The sequence below is a fragment of the Micromonospora sp. NPDC006431 genome, assembly GCF_042870725.1.
Taxonomy (GTDB): domain Bacteria; phylum Actinomycetota; class Actinomycetes; order Mycobacteriales; family Micromonosporaceae; genus Micromonospora.
The window spans coordinates 52,823-71,399 of record NZ_JBIAHQ010000015.1; the positions used below are offsets into that span (position 1 = coordinate 52,823).

The following is an 18,577-nucleotide window of genomic DNA, read 5'->3' on the forward strand; positions in this document are numbered from 1 at the left end:
CCACCTCGGGTGGAGCGGGACTGAGCGTCGACGCAACGATCCGACGCCGCCGGAGCACCAGACGCAATGATCCGACGCCGAACGCAACTTCTCGCGGTGGATGTCGCCGGCCTGCGGCGCCTAACGTTGAACCACGGCGCCAGCCCGTGGGCCGACGGTGGCCGGGCGCGCCCGACCCCTGGGAGCACGACATGACGATGGACGCCACCCGCCAGCGCTTTCTGATGTGCCGGCCGACGTACTTCGCGGTCGACTACGCGATCAACCCGTGGATGGATCCGACCGCGCCGGTCGACGCCGACCTGGCGATCCGGCAGTGGGAGCAGCTCCGCCAGACCTACGTCGACCTGGGCCACGAGGTCGAGCTGATCGACCCCGTCGCCGGCCTGCCGGACATGGTCTTCGCCGCCAACGGCGGCACCGTGATCGACGGCAAGGCCATGGCGGTGCAGTTCCGTGACCCGCAGCGCGCCGACGAGGCCCCCGCCTACCGGGCCTGGTTCGAGGCCGCCGGCTTCGAGATGTACGACCCGAAGCACGTCAACGAGGGCGAGGGCGACATCCTGCTGATCGGCGAGCACCTGCTCGCCGGCACCGGGTTCCGCACCGCGCACGCCTCGCACGCCCAGCTCCAGGAGGTCTTCGGCTACCCGGTGATCACCATGCAGCTGGTGGACCCGCGCTTCTACCACCTGGACACCGCGCTCACCGTGCTCGACGAGCGGACCGTCGCGTACCTGCCGGAGGCGTTCTCGCCGGGCAGCCGGGCGGTGCTGCGCCGGCTCTTCCCGGACGCCATCCACGCCACCATGGCCGACGCCGAGGTGCTCGGGCTGAACGCGGTCAGCGACGGCCGGCACGTGGTGCTGCCCGCCCAGGCCATCGACCTCGCCGCCAAGCTGCGCGACCGGGGCTACCAGACCATCGGGATCGACCTGTCCGAGCTGCGCAAGGCCGGCGGCGGACCGAAGTGCTGCACGTTGCGACTCCGTCAGGGAAAGGCAGACAAGTGATCATCGACGACATGCTGCGGACGCCGTCCGCCGTACGGGACGCGGAGCGCCACACGGCGCACAACTACCACCCGCTGCCCGTGGTGATCTCGTCGGCCGAGGGCGCCTGGCTGACCGACGTGGACGGGCGCCGCTACCTGGACTGCCTGGCCGGCTACTCGGCGCTGAACTTCGGCCACCGGCACCCGAAGCTGATCGAGGCCGCGCACGCGCAGCTCGACCGGCTCACGCTGACCAGCCGGGCGTTCATCCACGACCAGTTCGCCGACTTCTGCCGGGAGCTGGCCGAGCTGTGCGGCAAGGACCTGGTCCTGCCGATGAACACTGGCGCGGAGGCGGTGGAGACCGGCATCAAGGTCGCCCGCAAGTGGGGCTACCAGGTCAAGGGCGTGACCCCGGGCCAGGCGAACATCGTGGTCGCCGAGGGGAACTTCCACGGCCGGACCACCACGATCGTCAGCTTCTCCACGGACGAGGACGCGCGCGCCGACTTCGGGCCGTACACCCCGGGCTTCACGGTCGTCCCCTACGGCGACCTGGACGCGCTGACCGCCGCGATCGACGAGAACACGGTCGCCGTGCTGCTCGAGCCGATCCAGGGCGAGCAGGGTGTCGTGGTGCCGCCGGAGGGCTACCTGCTGGGCGTCCGCCGGGTCTGCACCGAGCGGAACGTCCTGTTCATCGCCGACGAGATCCAGTCGGGTCTGGGGCGTACCGGCGCGACGTTCGCCTGCGACCACGAGGGTGTCGTCCCGGACATGTACCTGCTGGGCAAGGCGCTCGGCGGCGGCATCGTGCCGGTCTCCGCGGTGGCCGCGAACACCGACGTGCTCGGCGTGCTCAAGCCGGGCCAGCACGGCTCGACGTTCGGCGGCAACCCGCTGGCCTGCGCCGTCGCCACCGAGGTGGTCCGGCTGCTCGCCACCGGCGAGTTCCAGCGGCGCTCGGCCGAGCTGGGCGAACGGCTGCACGCCGGCCTGCGCGGCCTGATCGGCAAGGGCCTGGTCGCCGTCCGGGGCCGGGGCCTCTGGGCCGGCCTGGACATCGACCCGACGCTGATGACCGGCCGGCAGGCCTGCGAGCGGCTGATGGAGCGGGGCGTCCTGGCCAAGGACACCCACGGCTCGACCATCCGGCTCGCCCCGCCGCTGGTGATCACCGAGGAGGAGATCGACCACGCGGTGGCCCAGCTCGCCGCCGTGCTGGCGGGCTGACCCCCGTACGCGAAAGGGCGCCGGGACCGCGATGGTCCCGGCGCCCTTCGTCGTCGGCCTCAGGGGCGCGGCAGGCGCATCGCCATGGTGGGGGCCTCTGCCATCACCGAGGTGGGGCTGAACTTCGCGTCGCTGGGCAGCTCGTCGGCGCGGCCGACCTGCACGCCCGGGTAGAGCTCGACGATGTCGCCCTCACCCAGCGCCCGGGACTGCTGCGGGGCCAGCGCGATCCGGTCCGACTCGGCCATCGAACCGCCCGGCCGTACGCCCGAGCCGTTGGTGCTGGTGTCGGTGACGATCAGCTCGCCTCGACCAGCCCGCAGCTCGAACCGGACGTGGCTGCGGCTGATCCAGCGCCGCGCCTCGTCGTTGAGCCACTGGCCGAGCACGATCCCGCCGGACGAGTCCGGTGCCCGCCCGACCAGCACCGGCTGGGACTCGGTGAGCACGAACCGCCGCCGGACCAGCCCGCCGATGCGTACCGCCAGCAGCTCCGTCCGCGGCCGCGGCCCGGCATCGCCGAGCCGGACGCCGTGCCGGGGGCAGGTCGGCACCCCGTTGCGCAGCGTGGGCGGGGGCTGGCCGGCCGGGGCGCGGTCCACCCGGGCCAGGTCGGCGAAGGCCCCGCCGCCCCCACCGCCGCCGAAGAGCGCGCACCCGGGCTCGGGGCAGCGCCACTGCCGGGCCAGCAACTTCGCGCCCACTGGTGAGCGGCTGCCGGAAGCCGGGCTCTGCCCGCCGCCGACGTGCGCGATGAACACCGGGCCACCGGCGCCGGGCACCGGCGCGAGCACCCTTCCGGCCTGCCCGAGCCACGGGTAGCGGCCGCTCAGGCCGTCGAAGCGGCCCCGGCTGAGCACGGGCAGCCCGAGCAGGTCGGCCACCTCCAGCACCCGGTCGCCGGGGTGGTCCAGCACCTCCACCAGACCGTCGTCCGCCCAGCGCCGGACCACCATCCGCTCGTTGGAGGTCAGGTCCGCGTCGGAGAGCAGGGCCCGGTGCACGATGGCGTAGACCGGGACGCTGTCCTCCCCCAACTGCTGGGCCAGGGCGTCGATCACCATGCCGAGCCGCAGCAGGCTGGCCGGCCGGCCGCCGTCCAGGTTCTGCCAGCGGATCACCTCGGCCAGGTCCACCACGGCCCGGGCCAGTGCGGGGTCGGTGCAGACCCGCCCCTCGATGGCGTCGAGCACCTTGCTGATCTCAAATCTCATGCCGCGCTCCGGGCCATGTCGTCGATCCGCCGGGTCGGGGCCAGCAGCCCCGCCTCGGCTGCCACCGCCTCGGCGGTGAGCACGTCTGCCATGCGACGACCCTACCGGCAGCGCTGATCGGGGCCGGTCGACGCACGCCAGAAATCGAACTTCGCCAGTCGGTGGCGGCGGCTAGGCTGACCGCCGGGCCGGCGCGCGCCGGGCCGGCCAACCTTCGTTGAGGAGAAGACCACGATGAAGATACGTCGGCTGGCGACCACGGCCGACACCGAGGAAGCCCCGGCGGAGCTGGCCCGGGCCTTCACCGGCGGCTCCTGAGGGGTACCGGGCGGGGGCCGTCGCCTCCGCCCGGCGCGGTCCCGCTCAGCCGGCCCGCAGCGGGCGGCCGACCTCGTGCAGGTGGCCCAGGGCCTGCCGGTACGACTCGATCAGCCCGGTCTCGACATACGGGATGCCCTGCTCGGCGCAGTACGCCCGGACGATCGGCTGGGCCCGCCGCAGGTTGGCCCGGGGCATGTTCGGGAAGAGGTGGTGCTCGATCTGGTAGTTGAGCGCCCCCAGCGCCACGTCAACGAACCGGCCGCCCCGCACGTTGCGCGCGGTGAGCACCTGCTTACGCAGGAAGTCGAGGTCGTCGTCGGCGGTGGGCATCGGCATGCCCTTGTGGTTCGGGGCGAACGCGCAGCCCATGTAGAGCCCCCAGAGCCCCTGGTGAACGGCGACGAAGAGCAGCGCCTTACCCGGCGACATCACCGCGAACAGCAGGCCGAGGTAGCCGACGGCGTGGGCGACGAGCAGCAGGCCCTCGACCGCGCGGTGCCGCACCGGGGTGCGCCACCGGCCGTCCGGCTCCCGGCCGACCAGCGCCTGGACGCTCGCCACGTGCAGCGCCAGCCCTTCGAGCAGGAGCAGCGGGAAGAACAGCCACGCCTGCCGCCGGGCCAGCCACCGGCCCAGCCCCCGGGTCGCCGCCGCCTGCTCGTACGTCCAGACCAGCGCGCCCGCCCCGACGTCCGGGTCCTCGTCCTCGTGGTTCGGGTTGGCGTGGTGGCGGTTGTGCTTGTCCACCCACCAGCCGTAGCTCAGCCCGACCGCGAGGTTGCCGGCGATCAGGCCGACGAACTCGCTCGGGCCGCGCCGGCGGAACATCTGCCGGTGGCCGGCGTCGTGCCCGAGGAACGCCACCTGGGTGGTGGCCACCGCCATCCCGGCCGCCAGCAGCAATTGCACCCAGGAGTCACCGACCGCGCCCACCACGACCCAACCGGCCACGAAGGCACCCAGGGTGAGCCCGATCCGGGCCGCGTACCAGGCCGGTCGGCGATCGAACAGCCCCGCCTCGGCGACCCGGCGGGACAGCCGCGCGTATTCGCTGCCGCGCCGGGCCGGTGGTGCCGTCAATGCTGAGGTCATGCCGATCCCCGCTCCTCGGTCGGTACGTCACACCGGGCGGCGCGACCCTCCGTAACCAAGCATGCCTTGATCGACTGCGCTGGGTAATCCAGCCAGCCCCCCAGCCGTGGGTGGTGCTACCCCTACCCCATCCGGCCCACCGCGGCCCGCAGCCGGGCCAGGTCGCGCCGGCGGCGCTCGTACGTCGCGGCGAGGGCGATCAGCGCCAGACCGCCCAGGCCCAGGTAGATCCACCGGGGCAGCAGGTCCCAGCCCCGGGCCAGCTCGTGCAGCGCCAGCGGGACCAGGGTGACCGCACCGAGCACGACAGGCGCCTGCCAGCGCCGTTCCGCCCCGCCGAGCACCACGCCGAGCGCGACGACCCCGAGCGCCAGCCGGCGCCACGGCCGCGGGTCCGGCGCGGCCAGCACCGACACCAGGCTGGGCAGCAGCGCCGCCGCCAGCCCCGGGCCGAGCGCCAGCCAACTGTTCAGCCCCGGCCGGGTGCGCAGCGCCACCAGGCCCGCCCCGAGGGCCAGCGCCGCCGCCGGCACGGTGTACCCCTCCAGCACCGCCACCCCGCCCGCGGCGAGCAGCAGCCAGCCGCCGAGCAGTTCGCTGCCGCCCGCGACACCGGCGAGGATCCACCGCCGGCCGGCCGGCTCGTCCCGCCGGAGCACCCGTACCGCCACGGCCGCGCCCCACAGCGCGCAGACCGCCGCCGCGTGCCGCAACGCACCGCTGGTGAGCAGCAGCGCCAGCAGGGCCACCGCGTGCGCCGCCGCCGCCACCGCCAGCGCGGCCCGTGGGGTTGCCGTCGCGGGGCGGAGCAGCGGGCCGGCGTGCAGGGCCGCCGCCGCCACGGCCAGGACCGCGAAGGCGGCGGTACGCAGCGGCAGCCCGCCGGCCAGCGACGCGGTCACCGCGAACCCGGTGGCCGCCGCCAGGGCCGACAGCCGGCCGGCGAGCCGGATCCCGTCCTCCCGGCCGACCGCGCCCACGACCGCCGCCGCGACGACCAGCGCGCCCAGCCCGGCGAGCGTCCCGGCCCGGGTGGCGAGCAGCCCGCCCAGCCCGGGCACGGTGAGTGCCAGCCCGAGCGGCACGGTGACCGGCAGCAGCGCCCAGCGCGGCGCGGCGAGCGCGGCCACCAGCAGCGCGGCCAGCCCCGCCCCGAACGTCAGCGCGGGGACCACCGGCCAGGGCGCGCCGGTCGCCGCCAGCAGCACCGGCAGGGCGACCGCGCCGAACGGGAGCGCGGCCAGCGTGGGCAGCCGCCGCCCGCCACTCGGACTCCAGCTCGGCGCGTCCGGGACGGCGCTGCGATCTGGAGCCGTCGCGACGCGGGCGTACGCGGCGGCGGCCGTACCGAGCAGCAGCAGCGCCAGGCCGGCGGGCACCGCGCCGGGCACCGGCCCCCCGGCGGGCACTCCGGACCAGGGCCGGACCGGCAACTCCAGGAGCACCCGCAGGACCGCCGGAGCGGCCGCGAGCAGCGCCAGGCCGGCCAGTCCGGCGCCGACCACCCGTGGGGCGGCCGCCGGCCGGGCCGCCCCACCGGCGGCCACCGCCAGCAGCACGCCCGCCGCGGCGTAGAGCGACACCCGCTCGGCGCCCGGTACGACCAGCGGCGCGACCCCGACCGAGCCGAGCGCGACGGCGAAGCCAGCCGAGGCGTACCCGTGCAGGTCGGGCCAGTGTCGGCGGACCGCGAGGACGGCGACCACCAGCAGCACGACGGCGCCGGACGCACCGCGCAGCCGCCACCAGGGCGCCGCGCCGAAGCCGAGCAGCGCGACCGCCACCGCCGCCGGCACGGCGAGCAGCGCTCCGCTCAGCGCCACCCCGGCGACGGTCGGCTGGGCCCCCTCGCCCCGGCGGCCCCGCGCCGCGACCGCCACGCCGACGATCGCCAGGACCGCGAAGACCGTTCCCGCGCCCGCCGGGTCGGCGCAGCCGACCAGCAGGGCGTGGCCGAGCAGGACGGCCGCCGCCAGGGCGGGGGCCAGCACCGTCGGGTACCGGCGGCGCGGCCGGTACACCGCGCCGAGCAGCAGCGCGGTGGCCGCCACCAGATCGAGGGCCACCACCAGCGGCCAGGGGGTGGCCACGGCGGCCGGCCCGGCGAGCACGGCCAGCGCGCCGCCGACGGCCCCCACCACCGGCCGCGCGGACGGGGGCACCAGCAGCGCCACCGCCCCGGCGGTGAGCAGCACGGCCACCGGCAGCTGCCAGCCCCACGACGGGGCCGGGACCGGCGCGGCGCCCTGCCAGGCCGGGAACGCGGCGAGCACGCCGGCCCCGGCGACGAGCCCGGTGAGGATCGTGGCGACCTGTCCCGCCCCGGCCGCCACCACCAACGCGCCCACCCGCGGCCCGGTACGCAGCCGCTGCGGCACCGCCCGCACGGCACCGGCCAAGCCGGCCGCCACCAGCCCGGCCGCCACCAGCAGCAGCCCCGGGTGCAGCGCGGCGACCGGCCGGATCAGTGCGGTGGCCAGCACCGGCACCAGCAGCCCGGCGGCGATCGCGCGGTACGTCCGGCCACCGGCCGCCAGCGCGCCGGTCAGCAGGGCGAGCGCCACCACCAGCAACGGACCACCGGCCAGCAGCGGAGTGCCGGCCACCCGCCCCAGCCCGAGCGGGACCAGCGCGCAGCCGGCCGCGACGGCCAGCGCGACCCCGTGCCCGATCCAGCCCAGCACCCAGCCGGCCGCCACCGCCGCCGAGCCACCGGCGGGCACCGGCACGGAACGCGGGCCCACCAGGGGACCGGCCGGCGCCGAGCCGGGCGGAACGGCTCCCGGCGCGACGACGCCGGTGGGCGCGGCGGCCGGCCCCCCGCCGGCCGCCGCCTCCCCGTGCGGGCCGAAGTGGACCGGCCCCCCGCCGGCCACCCCGCCCCGCCTCGGGTCACCGCCACTGGCCGATGTCGCGCCGTCCACCCCCGACGGCAGCGCGACGTGGGCCCGCGGGACCCGGTTCCGCAGGGCGATCACCACCACGAGATCGCCCAGCGCCACTCCGGTGAACACCAGCGCCCAGCCGGCGGCGGACGGCTCGGCGGCCATCGCGGCCAGCGGCAGCACGGGCTGCGCGGTCAGCAGCGCCGCGAACCATGGCACGGTGAGCCGGCTGAGCCGCGCGTACCCGGCCGCGACCGCCGCGCCGATCCCCCCGACCAGCGCCGGGTAGCGGCTTCCGGGCCAGCCCGCCACCCCGAACAGGTCCACCGACCAGGCGGCGTACCCGTCGAGGAGCACCAGCAGCAGCCCCACCGCGGCGAACGTCTCGGCGGTGCCGCGCAGCCCGCGCCACCGGGCCACCAGCGGGGCAGCGAGGGCGAGCGCGGTGCAGCCGAGGAGGATCACCGCCCGCCCGGCGACCCCGAACGCGGCCCAGGCGACCGCCGTGAACACCACCGCCGCGGTGCCGAGCAGCAGTCCACCGAGGACGAACAGCAGGCCCTGCACGGTCCGGGTGGAGGTCTCCGCCCCGCCGGGCCGTACCGGGACGGCCGGCGGCGCGGGCAGCGGTGGCACCGGCCCGACCGGGCGCGGTGGCGGGATCTCCCGACGAATCCGGGCGGCCAGCTCCGCCCGGTGCTGCCGGGCGGCGCCGAGCCGGGTCGCCAGCTCCTGGTACGCGACCCGGGCCCGCTCCACCTGCGGCGTCAGCGCGGCGATCTCCCGGTCCAGCCGCACCACCTGGGCGGCCGGCGGGTACGGCGGACGACCGCAGCCGGGGCAGCCGGAGGCGAGATCGGCGGGGGCGCCGCAGCCGGGGCAGGGGTAGCCGGTGTTCTCCACCCGGCCAGCATCGTGACCGGCGGGCCGGCCGGACAGAGTAGGCGTACTCAGGGACGGGTGTGTTGGTGCACCCAGGCCGTGTAGTCCGGGTTGCCGCTCTCCACCCGGGTCACCAGGATCTCCGGCACCTCGTACGGGTGGTTGGCGCGGAGCTGGTCGATCAGCGCGTCCACCCGGTCCGGCGCGGTCTTGAACTGCACCGACCACTCGGCGGTGGTCTGGATCGCGGACTGCCACCAGTAGGTGCTGTCCACCTGTCCGCTCACCTGGGCGCACGCCGCCAGGCGTCCGGCGACGGCCGCGGCCGCCAGGACGTCCGCGACCGCCCGCGCGTCCACCACCGTCGTCACCACGCAGATCTGCTCCACGAGCGCACCATACGTGGCCGCCCGCGTCACCGAGGGTCTGGTGCGCCCGCCACCTCGTCCCGGTTGGCCGCGATCCACCGGTCGATCCGCGACCACCAGTCGAAGAGCCAGTCGATGCGTTCCTGCCGCCCCACCGGGATGTCCTCCGGCGGCACCGACCAGAACCGCATCACGATCCGCTTGTCCATCGGCAGTTCCCGCCACACGTCGGTCACGGTGAGCATCCGGTCCAGCCCGGTGTGCGCGACGAAGACGACCCCGGCGTCCGGGGCGGCGCCCAGGGCGGCGAGCAGCCCGCCCGGCTGCGGGGCGAGCACGTGCTGCATCCGTTCGGCGCGCGACGCCATCCGGTCCAGTCCGAGCGCCCGCAGCCGGGAGATGGCCCGCAGCCGCCGGCTCGGGGTGAAGTTGCCGCCCTCCGGGAAGATCACGAACGCGTCGTCGTCGTCCAGGTCGGCGGCGAGGTGGCCGATCTGCTCGAGCATCGTCTCCCGGCCGTCCGGCCCGGGCGCGATGAACCGGTTGGGCAGCCGGTTGAGCAGGACGTCGATCGCCGGGTCCCACTGGAGGGTCGCCTTGAGCACGATCCGGGGCTCCCGGTGGAACCAGTTCACCAGCGCGTGGATCAGGATGAACGAGTCACCGGGCCCGGCGTGCCGGCAGAGCACCAGCTCGGGGCGGCCGGGCAGGGCGGTGTCCGGGTCGGCGCCGACCACGTCGATGCGCAGCCGCAGCGCCCAGCGGGCCTGCCAGAACAGCACCCGCAGGAAGTGGCCGGCGAGCAGGTAGTGCGCCCGCTGGAAGGCCGGCGAGCGCTTGCGCGCCCCGAAGCCGGCGGCCACCCAGAGCACGAACAGGGCGAGCAGCGCGGCTGCGTCCCAGACCAGGTAGACGGTGACGATCCAGAGCAGCCGCAGCGGTCGCAGCCGCCCCGGCACCAGCGGCGAGGCGGCCAGCGCCAGCAACGCCCAGGCCGGCAGCGTGGTCAGCACCGTGACCGCGAGCAGCACCACGCCGGGGGCCAGCAGCAACCGGCGTACCCACCGCGGGGGCAGCGGCATCAGCGCTCCAGTCGGGTGTCCAGGTAGCGACGGGAGGCGGTGTACGCGCGGCTGATCCGCCGCCCCACCGCCGCCATGTCCCGGTACGCCCACGGGGTGTCGTCGCGCGGCTCCAGCCCGCCGGTGGGCAGCACGTGCACCTCCACCCCTTCGGGCAGCGCCGCCATCTCCCTGGCGAACCGGTGCCGGCGGGCGATCTCGAAGGCCACCTGAGCGATCTCCCAGGGCCGGCGGGGCGGGCTGAGCGCCCGCTCGATCCGGCCCACCTGGAGCACGAAGATCTGCTTCGCGCCGAGGGCGACCGCCTCCCCGACCGGGATGGAGTTCACCACCCCGCCGTCGATGTAGTGCTGGCCGTCGATCTCCTTCGGCGGCAGCAGCCCGGGCACCGAGGCGGAGGCGAGCACCGCCGGCACCACCGGCCCGCTGTGGAACCAGTGCTCGGCGGCCCGCTCGATGTTCGCCGCGCAGCAGCGGAAGGGGACCTTGAGGTCGGCGAAGGTGGTGTCCTCGCCGAGTTCGCTCTCCAGCAGCCGGCGCAACGGCCGGGGTGAGTGCAGGTGTCTACGGGCGGCGAAGCGGCGCAGTTGCCGGGCGACGGAGTCCCCGTACACCTCGCTGGCCTCGGGCGAGGCCCAGAGCCGGACCAGCCGGTCGGTCACGGCCTCGCTCGGGTCGGCGGCGACCAGGGCGCCGTTGACCGCGCCGATCGAGGTGCCGAGCACCAGGTCGGGCCGGATCCGGGCACGGAACAGCGCGCGCAGCATGCCGACCTCGACCGCGCCGAGCACTCCGCCACCGCCGAGCACGAACGCCACCGGACCCCCTGCCATGGCGTTCATCCTGGCACGAGGCGGAAAGGTGGCCGGCCGGAGCCGCCCCGCGTGACCCGCGCGGTCACCCGGCGTGAAAGGGGCCGCGCGCCGCGCGACCAGGGACCGGACAGCCGTTGACACGCCGGACACATTCCCGCAACCTGATAGCGCTCCCAAGCCCAGGCAGGTGCGAGGTGAAGGCGTCACTGCACGCCGGCACGATGCTGGCCCGCAGGTATCGGCTCATCGACCAGATCGGGGCCGGTGGCATGTCGGTGATCTGGCGGGCCCGGGACGAGGTGCTCGACCGGATCGTCGCGGTGAAGGTGCTCGCCCCGGCGCTCGCCGCCGACGCCCGGTTCCGGGGCCTGGTCCGCGAGGAGGCCCGGTCCGCCGCCCAGCTCGTGCACCCGCACGTCACCGCCGTGCACGACTACGGCGAGACGGTGGCACCCGACGGCACCATCACCTCGTTCGTGGTGATGGAGCTGCTCGGCGGCGAGGGGCTGGAGCACCGGCTCACCGCGGGGCCGCTGCCCTGGGCGGAGGCGGTGGAGGTCGGCGCCCAGGTGGCCGAGGCGCTGGCGGCGGCGCACCGGCTCGGCATCGTCCACCGGGACATCACCCCGGCGAACGTGATGCTGACCCAGGTCGGCGCGAAGGTGCTCGACTTCGGCATCGCCACCCGGGTCGGCGCGCCGGACGAGGACGAGGACGGCGGCACCTTCGGCACCCCGGCGTACGTGGCACCGGAGCGGCTGGACGGCGCCCCGGCCCAACCGGCCACCGACGTCTACTCGCTGGGCGTGCTGCTCTTCGAGACGCTGAGCGGCCAGGTGCCGTACCCGGCGGACACCTGGGAGCAGCTCGGCGCGGCGCTGGCCGAGGACGGCCCGCCGGCGCTGGACGTACCCGGTCTGCCGTCCCCGGTCGCGGAGATCTGCCTGCGGTGCCTGGCCCGCGACCCGCGGCGGCGGCCCACCGCGCACCAGGTGGCGGCCGCGCTGCGGGACCAGCTCCGGCCCGCCGGCCCGCAGGCCGCCACCGTGCTGGCCCCGACCATGGCGCTCCCCACCCCGGCGCAGCCGCAGCCCGACCCGGCCCCCGCCGGCCGGCCGGACGCGAACGCCAGCGACCCGGCCGGGCCCCGCCGGGCGGACGACCGTCGCCGGTCGAGAAGGCTCCTGGCGGCTGGCGGGGTGGTGGTCGGCGGTGCCGCGCTGCTGGTGCCCGCCCTGGTCCCGGACCGGGAACCCACGCCCCGGGTACTGCCGAGCGCCGGGCCGGTGGTGCCCTCGGCGGCGCCGTCGACCCGCGGCACGGCGGAAACTCCAGCGCCCCCGAGCCCGACCCGGCCGGCCCCCGCGACCAGCACCGTGCCCGTGCTGCCACCGGTCGGCAGCCTGGTCGACGTCGCCAGCCGGGTGGACGGGCTGATCGAGGCCGGGCTGGTGGCCGGCCAGATCCGCGACGACGTCGGCGTCGACCTGCGCAACCTGCTGCGCAACGCCACCGCCGCCAGCGGCGAGGGCGCGTTGACCGCCGCGGTGGACCGGCTCCGCGCGAAGATCGGCGAGCGTCAGCGCGAGGGCAGCATCAGCCCGGGGTACGCCCGCCAGCTCGACGCCGCCGCGGCGGAGCTGGTCGCGGCCCGCACCTGATGGCGAGCCCGCCGGCCGGGGCGGGTGCGGCGGCCGGGGCGGGTGCGGCGGCCGGGGCGGGTGCGGCGGCCGCTCGCCGACCGACCGGTCATCCCGCGGCGACCCGAGCGGCCTCCGGCTGGCCGGTCCGCACGGCGGCGGCGATGAACCGGCGATACACCGACTCGTAGCCGAGCGCCATCCGCACCGCCGAGAAGTTCTCCGCGACGTGCGCCACGCAGTCGGTCGGGTCCAGCAGGATCGAGTCGCGCAGCGCCGCCGGCAGCTCGTCGGGGTGCTCACAGAGCAGCCCGGTCAGCCCGGGCCGGACCAGTTCCGGCACCGCGCCCCGGCGCAGCGCCACCACCGGCGTACCGGTCGCCATCGCCTCCAGCATGGCCATGCCGAACGGCTCCTCCCACTGGATCGGCATGATCAGGCAGCGGGCGTCCAGCAGCAGTTGCAGGATGGCCTCCCGGTCGGCGTTCAGCACCAGACTGACGTCGTCGTCCAGCAGCGGCTCCACCACCTGCTCGAAGTAGCGGCGTTCGGCCGGCTCGTTGCACTTGCCGGCCAGGGTGAGCGGCAGCCCGGCCGCGCGGCAGGCGCGAATCGCCACGTCGGGCCCCTTGTCCGGGCTGAACCGGGCCAGCCACAGCACCGGCCCCTCGCCCGGGGTCCGCTTGCGCGGGAAGTCCCGCAGCGGCATCGCGTTGTGCACCGTGCCCACCCAGGGCAGCCCCGGGTTCGCCCGGCGCTGCGCGTGCGAGATCGCCACCAGGCCCACCCCCTCGTCGACGATGCCGAGCATGGTGCCGAACTCCCCCACCGGGTTGCCGTGCACGGTGGCCACGGTGGGCACCGACCGCCGGCCGGCGACCAGCGGGCCGATCGTGGTGTGGTCGTGGACGACGTCGAAGTCGGCCGGGTCCACCAGGCGGTTGACCTGAGCGAGGTGGGCCAGTTCGGGCAGCGACTCGCCCAGCCGGTCGTACTGGAGGTCCTCGCAGGTGGAGACGAACTCGGCGGCGGTGCCGTGGTCCCGGCCGGCGCCGAAGACGGTGACCCGGTGCCCCTGGTCAACCAGGCCGTTCACCAGCCCGGTCACCACCTGCTCCACGCCGCCGTAGCCGGGCGGCGGCAGCGACAGCCACGGCGGCACCACCATCGCGATCCGCAACGGCTGCCCCCGGGCCAGGTCCGGCTGATGATTCACGGCCACGAGTCCTCCCGATGGTCCCTGGCATCCGTGATCGGCGTCGCTTTCCCACCCCGATCGGCGGCAAACGGGCTCAGGCGGCCACCACGATCCGGTCGTGCACCTCGCGTACGCCGGGCATGGTCCAGGCCGCGCGTTCCGCCTCCTCCCGCTGCCACCAGGAGCGGACCACCCCGTCGAGCACCACGGTGTCCCCGCTGACCCCGACCCTGATCCGTTCCGTGCCGGTCCGTCGGAGCAGCACCCGTTGCAGGTCCCGCCGGTTCTGCTCGTCGCTGGACGGGGCCGGCGGACGGACCTCGATCAAGTTGGTGACCCCGCGTACGCCGCGCAGCCGACGCAGTTCCCGCTCGGCGGTACGCCGCTGGAAGCCGTACTCCACCTCGCCGCGGAGCATGACCCAGCCGTTGGCGACGGTCACGTCCAGCCGGTCGGCGGGGACGAAGCTGTCCCACTCCAGCGCCCGGCTGGCCGCGATGGCAATGTCGGCGTCGGTACGCTCCTCCGCGGCGGGCAGCCGTACCTCGAGGTCGCTGGCGACCGCCCGGACCCCGCGTACCCGGTGCGCGCAGCGCTCCGCCGCCCAGCGCCGGGCGTAGCTGTCCACCTGACCGGTGAGCGTCACCACCCCGTCGGCGACGGTCACGCCGATCTCGGTCGGCTGGGTCTGCGGGTCCCAGTCCAGCTCCGCGAGCACGTCCCGCTGGATCTCCTGGTCGGTACGGATGGCGGTCGTGGTCGTCATGACGTCCCCTCCCGTGCGGTTCCCCGTTCGCCGAGGGTGCCGCCGAACGGGGTGAGCCCGGCTCACCCGGGGCGGGTGAGCGCAGGAAAATGGGCGGCGGGTGACGGAGCCAACCCCCTTGACTCCGACACCCGCCGCCTGCGGAGGAGGCAGGTCTGTTGGTTAGGACGACTCGGCGAGCGTCACGGTTGCGTTCTGCGTCGAACCGTTGCGCTTGAACTCCACCTGGACGCGGTCGCCGACCTTGCCCGCCTGGACGGCGCCGACCAGGTCGTTCGAGTCGTTGATCACCTTGTCGCCGAACTTGGTGATCACGTCACCCCGCTGGATCCCGGCCTTCTCGGCCGCGCTGCCCGGGGTGACCGAGGCGACCATGGCGCCACCGGCCTCGGCGGCGTTCACGCTGACGCCGAGCGACGGGTGGCTGACCTTCTCGCCGCGCTGGAGCTTCTCGGCGACGGCCTTGGCCTTGTTGCTCGGGATGGCGAAGCCGACACCGATGTTGCCGTTGCTGCCCTGCCCGGCGGTGGCGATGGCCGTGTTGATGCCGATCACCTCGCCCCGGGTGTTGACCAGCGCGCCGCCGGAGTTGCCCGGGTTGATCGGGGCGTCGGTCTGCAGCAGGCCGGAGATCGAGCTGGCGCCCTGCCGCGGATCCATCTGCTGGCCGCCCTCGCCGGCCTGGATGGTGCGGTCGCGGGCGCTCAGGATGCCGGCGGTCACCGAACCCTGGAGGCCCAGGGGGCTGCCCAGGGCGAGCACCTGGTCACCGACCTGCATGGCGTCGCTGTCACCGAACTTGGCCGCCTTCAGGTCACTGACCCCGCTGGCCTTGACCACCGCGAGGTCGGTCTTCGGGTCGGTGCCGACGATCTTCGCCTGCGCGTTCTTGCCGTCGGCGAAGACCACCTTCACCGTGTCGCCACTGGCGGAGGCGACCACGTGGTTGTTGGTCAGCACGTACCCGTCGGCGCTGAGGATCACCCCGGAGCCCTCACCGCTGCCCGTCATGATCGTGACGATGCTGTCCTGTACGGAGGCCGCGATCTTCGGCAGGTCGGCGCTGTTGATCACGGGCGCGGCCGAGTAGGTACGGGTGATGGTGTTCCCCTCGTTCAGGGCGAGCGCGAGCGCCCCACCGGCCACTCCGGAGCCGAGCATCAGCGCCAGGCCCAGGGCGGCGGCACCGATGAACTTCCCGGCCCGGCTCGGCCGCGGCGCCGGCTGGGGCGCGCCCCACGGCAGGCCCGGCTGACCGGCCTGGTGCGGCTGCGCACCCGGGTACGGCTGGTGCTGCTGGTACGGGGGAACCGGCCCGGTCACGTGCGGCGGGTAGGCCGGGCCGGCCTGGTGCGCCCCGGCGGGCCAGCCGACCTGCTGCTGCCCCCCGGCCCACGGGCTGGGCTGCTGCGGCTGCCCGGAGGTGGGGTACGACGGCGCATACGGGCTGGCGGGGGCGGCCGGCGCCTCGAAGCGACCGGCGTCGGCGGCCGGCGCGTCGGCCGGCGCGTCGGGGCGACCGGCGTCGGCGGCGGCCAGGGTTCCGGCGGCCGGGGAGTCGGCCGGAACCGGCGCGGCGGCCGGGGTGACGGTGGAGTCCGGGTGCCCGCTCTCGGCACGGGGCAGCTCGGCGGTGGGGTGCGACGGCTCGGCGTCGGCGGGAGCCGGCGACCGCTGCGGATCGGTCTCGTGGTCGGTCATGGATCCACCTTCCCCCCTGGCACTGCGACCAGCCTGGAACGTGCCTGAATGTTCTCTGAAAGTCACTCGCCGGACTCGGGTGACTGCGGCAGCAGCGGCAGCTTCACCCGGAAGGTGGCCCCGCCGCCCGGCGTCTCGGCCACCTCGACCGTGCCGTGGTGCGCCGCCACCAGCGCGGCGACGATGGCCAGCCCGAGCCCGGTGCTGATCGGCCCGCCGGCCCGGCGGGTCCGCGCCGCGTCCACCCGGTAGAACCGCTCGAACACCCGCTCGGCCTGCTCCGGGGTGAGCCCCGGGCCGGTGTCCGCCACCTCCACCACGGCCAGGTTGCCCGGCTCGACGCGCAGCCGCAGCGTTACCGAGGCGTCCGTCGGGGTGTGGGTGAGCGCGTTGGTCATCAGGTTGCCGATCACCTGCCGCAGCCGGGCGTCGTCGCCCAGCACCACGAGCGGACCGGCACCGGGCTCGATCTCCAGCTCGATCCGGCGCTCCGGGTCCACCGCCCGGGCCGCCTGCACCGCGTCGGAGGCCAGCACCGGCAACTCGACCGGGGCGAGGGCGATCGGCCGCTCGCGGTCCATCCGGGCGAGCAGCAGCAGGTCCTCCACCAGCAGCCCCATCCGGGCCGCCTCGTCCTCGATCCGACGCAGCAGGCCGGCCGTCTCCTCGGGCTGGCGGGCCGCGCCCTGCCGGTACAGCTCGGCGAAGCCCCGGATGGTGGTCAGCGGGGTACGCAACTCGTGCGAGGCGTCCGCGATGAACTGCCGCATCCGCTCCTCGGAGCGGCGGGCCCGCGCCTCGGACGCCTGCGCCGCCGCGGCGGCGTCCCGGGCGCTGACCTCGGCACTGCGCGCCGCCGCCTCGGACGCGGCCCGGGCCGTGAAGGCGGCCTCGATCTGGGCGAGCATCGCGTTCAGCGCCCGGGAGAGCCGGCCCAGCTCCGAGGTCGGCACGGCCCGGCCCTCCTCCGGGTCCGGCACCCGTCGGGTCAGGTCACCGCCGGCGATGGCCGCCGCGGTCCGCTCGATCTCCACGAGCGGCTTGAGACTGGTACGCACGATCCCCGCACCCACCGACGCCAGAATGATCAGCACCGATCCGCCGACCAGCAGGTCGATCCAGATCAGCTGCTTGACGGCCCGGTCGACGGCCGTGAGGTGCTGCCCGAAGGCAATGACCTGACCGTCGCCGACATCCGTGTAGAGCATCCGCCAGCGCGTCCGGCCATCGATCGAGCGGACGGTGAACGGGTCACCTACCTTGGCCTGAAAGCCGGCGTAGTCCGTGGGGAAGGACGGCAGCTCCTCCGGGCGAAGCCCGTCATAGCGCACGGGTTCGGCCAGAACTTCCCCGGGGATGGCCCTGGAAGCCACATAATCCGAGGGGATGCCGACCTTCACCGGGTTCCCGCCGGCCCGTTCCAGCGCCTGGGCCACGCCGGCCGCGCCGCCGCTGAGCTGGTCGTCCACCTGCCCGATGAGGTAGTCGCGGAGGAAGTAGGCGGTGAGCGAGCTGATCACGAGAAGCGCGGCGGCGACCAGGGCCAGGACCGCGGCGACCAGCTTGACCCGCAACGGGACGGCCCGAAGCTGGCCCTTCGCGTCGTGGACGAGGTTCACGCCGCCGGCTTACGCAGCACGTAGCCGACCCCGCGCAGGGTGTGGATGAGCCGGGGCTCGGTGTTGTCGACCTTGCGCCGCAGGTAGGAGATGTAGGACTCGACGATGTTGTCGTCGCCCCGGAAGTCGTAGTTCCAGACGTGGTCGAGGATCTGCGCCTTGGAGAGCACCCGGTTGGCGTTGAGCATCAGGTAGCGCAGCAGCTTGAACTCGGTCGGCGAGAGCTGCACCCGCTGGCCGGCCCGGTGCACCTCGTGGGTCTCCTCGTCCAACTCCAGGTCGGCGAAGGTGAGCCGGGACGGGGCGTGCTCGCCCGTGGCGGTACGCCGCAGCACGGCCCGGATCCGGGCGGTCAACTCCTCCAGGCTGAACGGCTTGGTGACGTAGTCGTCGCCGCCCAGGGTCAGCCCCCGGATCTTGTCGTCGGTCGCGTCCCGCGCGGTCAGAAAGACCACCGGGGTACGCGTGCCGCCCTCGCGGAGCATCCGGATCACCTCGAAGCCGTCCAGGTCGGGCAGCATCACGTCGAGCACGACCAGGTCGGGCCGGTGGTCCTTGGCGGCGTTCAGCGCAGCGCTGCCGCTGGTCGCGGTGGCGACGTCGAAGCCAGCGAAGCGCAGGCTCGCGGAGAGCAGTTCGAGGATGTTGGGATCATCCTCGACGACCAGCAGTCGGGCCTCGGTCTGGGTAGCCACCATGGCCCCCATCATCCGCGTTCTGCCTGCGGCGGTGCTGGGTGGATGCTGGAAACAACCTGTGAGCCGACC

The 18,577-nt window shown here is 75.1% G+C and carries 14 protein-coding genes; 3 read left to right on the forward strand and 11 right to left on the reverse strand.

All coding sequences use genetic code 11. From position 1 onward, the window contains the following. Positions 1-197 precede the first annotated feature (197 nt). Positions 198-1,013, forward strand: a complete 816-nt coding sequence (ddaH, locus tag ACFYM6_RS23660) for a dimethylargininase (RefSeq protein ID WP_387278953.1) — start codon at positions 198-200, stop codon at positions 1,011-1,013. Next, positions 1,013-2,227, forward strand: a complete 1,215-nt coding sequence (rocD, locus tag ACFYM6_RS23665) for an ornithine--oxo-acid transaminase (RefSeq protein ID WP_387278955.1) — start codon at positions 1,013-1,015, stop codon at positions 2,225-2,227. The genes ddaH and rocD overlap by 1 nt, the downstream gene beginning before the upstream one ends. A gap of 59 nt (positions 2,228-2,286) precedes the next feature. Here rocD and ACFYM6_RS23670 read toward each other — a convergent pair whose 3' ends face one another. The 6 genes from ACFYM6_RS23670 to ACFYM6_RS23695 all read right to left on the reverse strand — a co-directional run bounded on the left by ACFYM6_RS23670 (position 2,287) and on the right by ACFYM6_RS23695 (position 10,904). Continuing rightward, positions 2,287-3,441 (reverse strand): FHA domain-containing protein, encoded by a 1,155-nt coding sequence (locus ACFYM6_RS23670; protein ID WP_387278760.1) that lies wholly within the window; start codon positions 3,439-3,441, stop codon positions 2,287-2,289. 363 nt (positions 3,442-3,804) lie between these two features. Next, a complete protein-coding gene (locus ACFYM6_RS23675; protein ID WP_387278762.1) occupies positions 3,805-4,854 on the reverse strand; it encodes a fatty acid desaturase family protein in 1,050 nt (349 codons plus the stop codon). 122 nt (positions 4,855-4,976) lie between these two features. Further along, the gene (locus tag ACFYM6_RS23680; protein ID WP_387278764.1) at positions 4,977-8,642 is read right to left on the reverse strand and encodes an SCO7613 C-terminal domain-containing membrane protein; all 3,666 of its coding nucleotides are present in this window, start codon (positions 8,640-8,642) and stop codon (positions 4,977-4,979) included. A 47-nt stretch (positions 8,643-8,689) separates the two neighbouring features. After that, positions 8,690-9,010 (reverse strand): divalent-cation tolerance protein CutA, encoded by a 321-nt coding sequence (gene cutA, locus ACFYM6_RS23685; protein WP_073834690.1) that lies wholly within the window; start codon positions 9,008-9,010, stop codon positions 8,690-8,692. Between the two features lie 26 nt (positions 9,011-9,036). Beyond that, positions 9,037-10,071, reverse strand: coding sequence for a 1-acyl-sn-glycerol-3-phosphate acyltransferase (locus ACFYM6_RS23690; RefSeq protein ID WP_387278767.1), 1,035 nt, complete (start codon positions 10,069-10,071; stop codon positions 9,037-9,039). After that, positions 10,071-10,904 carry a patatin-like phospholipase family protein gene (locus ACFYM6_RS23695; protein ID WP_357439990.1) on the reverse strand — a complete coding sequence of 278 codons (834 nt, stop codon included), beginning with the start codon at positions 10,902-10,904 and terminating at the stop codon, positions 10,071-10,073. The genes ACFYM6_RS23690 and ACFYM6_RS23695 overlap by 1 nt, the downstream gene beginning before the upstream one ends. 176 nt (positions 10,905-11,080) lie before the next feature. On the opposite strand from ACFYM6_RS23695, the gene ACFYM6_RS23700 reads away from it, so the two are divergent. Continuing rightward, positions 11,081-12,547 carry a protein kinase gene (locus ACFYM6_RS23700; RefSeq protein ID WP_387278769.1) on the forward strand — a complete coding sequence of 489 codons (1,467 nt, stop codon included), beginning with the start codon at positions 11,081-11,083 and terminating at the stop codon, positions 12,545-12,547. Positions 12,548-12,635: 88 nt separating this feature from the next. Here the strand turns inward: ACFYM6_RS23700 and ACFYM6_RS23705 are convergent, their stop codons facing one another. From ACFYM6_RS23705 to ACFYM6_RS23725, 5 genes are all read right to left on the reverse strand, one after another. Continuing rightward, positions 12,636-13,694: a glycosyltransferase family 4 protein gene (locus ACFYM6_RS23705; RefSeq protein ID WP_387278957.1), complete on the reverse strand. Its 1,059-nt coding sequence runs from the start codon at positions 13,692-13,694 to the stop codon at positions 12,636-12,638. A 124-nt stretch (positions 13,695-13,818) separates the two neighbouring features. Beyond that, entirely contained in the window at positions 13,819-14,490 is a 672-nt protein-coding gene (locus ACFYM6_RS23710) for a BON domain-containing protein (RefSeq protein WP_387278771.1), read from the reverse strand. Positions 14,491-14,652: 162 nt separating this feature from the next. Then, positions 14,653-16,191 (reverse strand): trypsin-like peptidase domain-containing protein, encoded by a 1,539-nt coding sequence (locus ACFYM6_RS23715; RefSeq protein ID WP_387278773.1) that lies wholly within the window; start codon positions 16,189-16,191, stop codon positions 14,653-14,655. Between the two features lie 62 nt (positions 16,192-16,253). Next, positions 16,254-17,810: an ATP-binding protein gene (locus ACFYM6_RS23720; RefSeq protein WP_387278775.1), complete on the reverse strand. Its 1,557-nt coding sequence runs from the start codon at positions 17,808-17,810 to the stop codon at positions 16,254-16,256. After that, positions 17,807-18,508: a response regulator transcription factor gene (locus ACFYM6_RS23725; protein WP_357439976.1), complete on the reverse strand. Its 702-nt coding sequence runs from the start codon at positions 18,506-18,508 to the stop codon at positions 17,807-17,809. Before ACFYM6_RS23725 ends, ACFYM6_RS23720 begins: the two co-directional genes overlap by 4 nt. Between the last annotated feature and the right edge of the window lie 69 nt (positions 18,509-18,577).

Coding starts and splice junctions, on each gene's coding strand:
- ACFYM6_RS23725 (WP_357439976.1), bottom strand. CDS start 18,508: ATGGTGGCTACCCAGACCGAGGCCCGACTGCTGGTCGTCGAGGATGAT.
- ACFYM6_RS23675 (WP_387278762.1), bottom strand. CDS start 4,854: ATGACCTCAGCATTGACGGCACCACCGGCCCGGCGCGGCAGCGAATAC.
- ACFYM6_RS23670 (WP_387278760.1), bottom strand. CDS start 3,441: ATGAGATTTGAGATCAGCAAGGTGCTCGACGCCATCGAGGGGCGGGTC.
- ACFYM6_RS23705 (WP_387278957.1), bottom strand. CDS start 13,694: ATGGTGGTGCCGCCGTGGCTGTCGCTGCCGCCGCCCGGCTACGGCGGC.
- ACFYM6_RS23715 (WP_387278773.1), bottom strand. CDS start 16,191: ATGACCGACCACGAGACCGATCCGCAGCGGTCGCCGGCTCCCGCCGAC.
- ACFYM6_RS23695 (WP_357439990.1), bottom strand. CDS start 10,904: ATGGCAGGGGGTCCGGTGGCGTTCGTGCTCGGCGGTGGCGGAGTGCTC.
- ACFYM6_RS23690 (WP_387278767.1), bottom strand. CDS start 10,071: ATGCCGCTGCCCCCGCGGTGGGTACGCCGGTTGCTGCTGGCCCCCGGC.
- ACFYM6_RS23710 (WP_387278771.1), bottom strand. CDS start 14,490: ATGACGACCACGACCGCCATCCGTACCGACCAGGAGATCCAGCGGGAC.
- ddaH (WP_387278953.1), top strand. CDS start 198: ATGGACGCCACCCGCCAGCGCTTTCTGATGTGCCGGCCGACGTACTTC.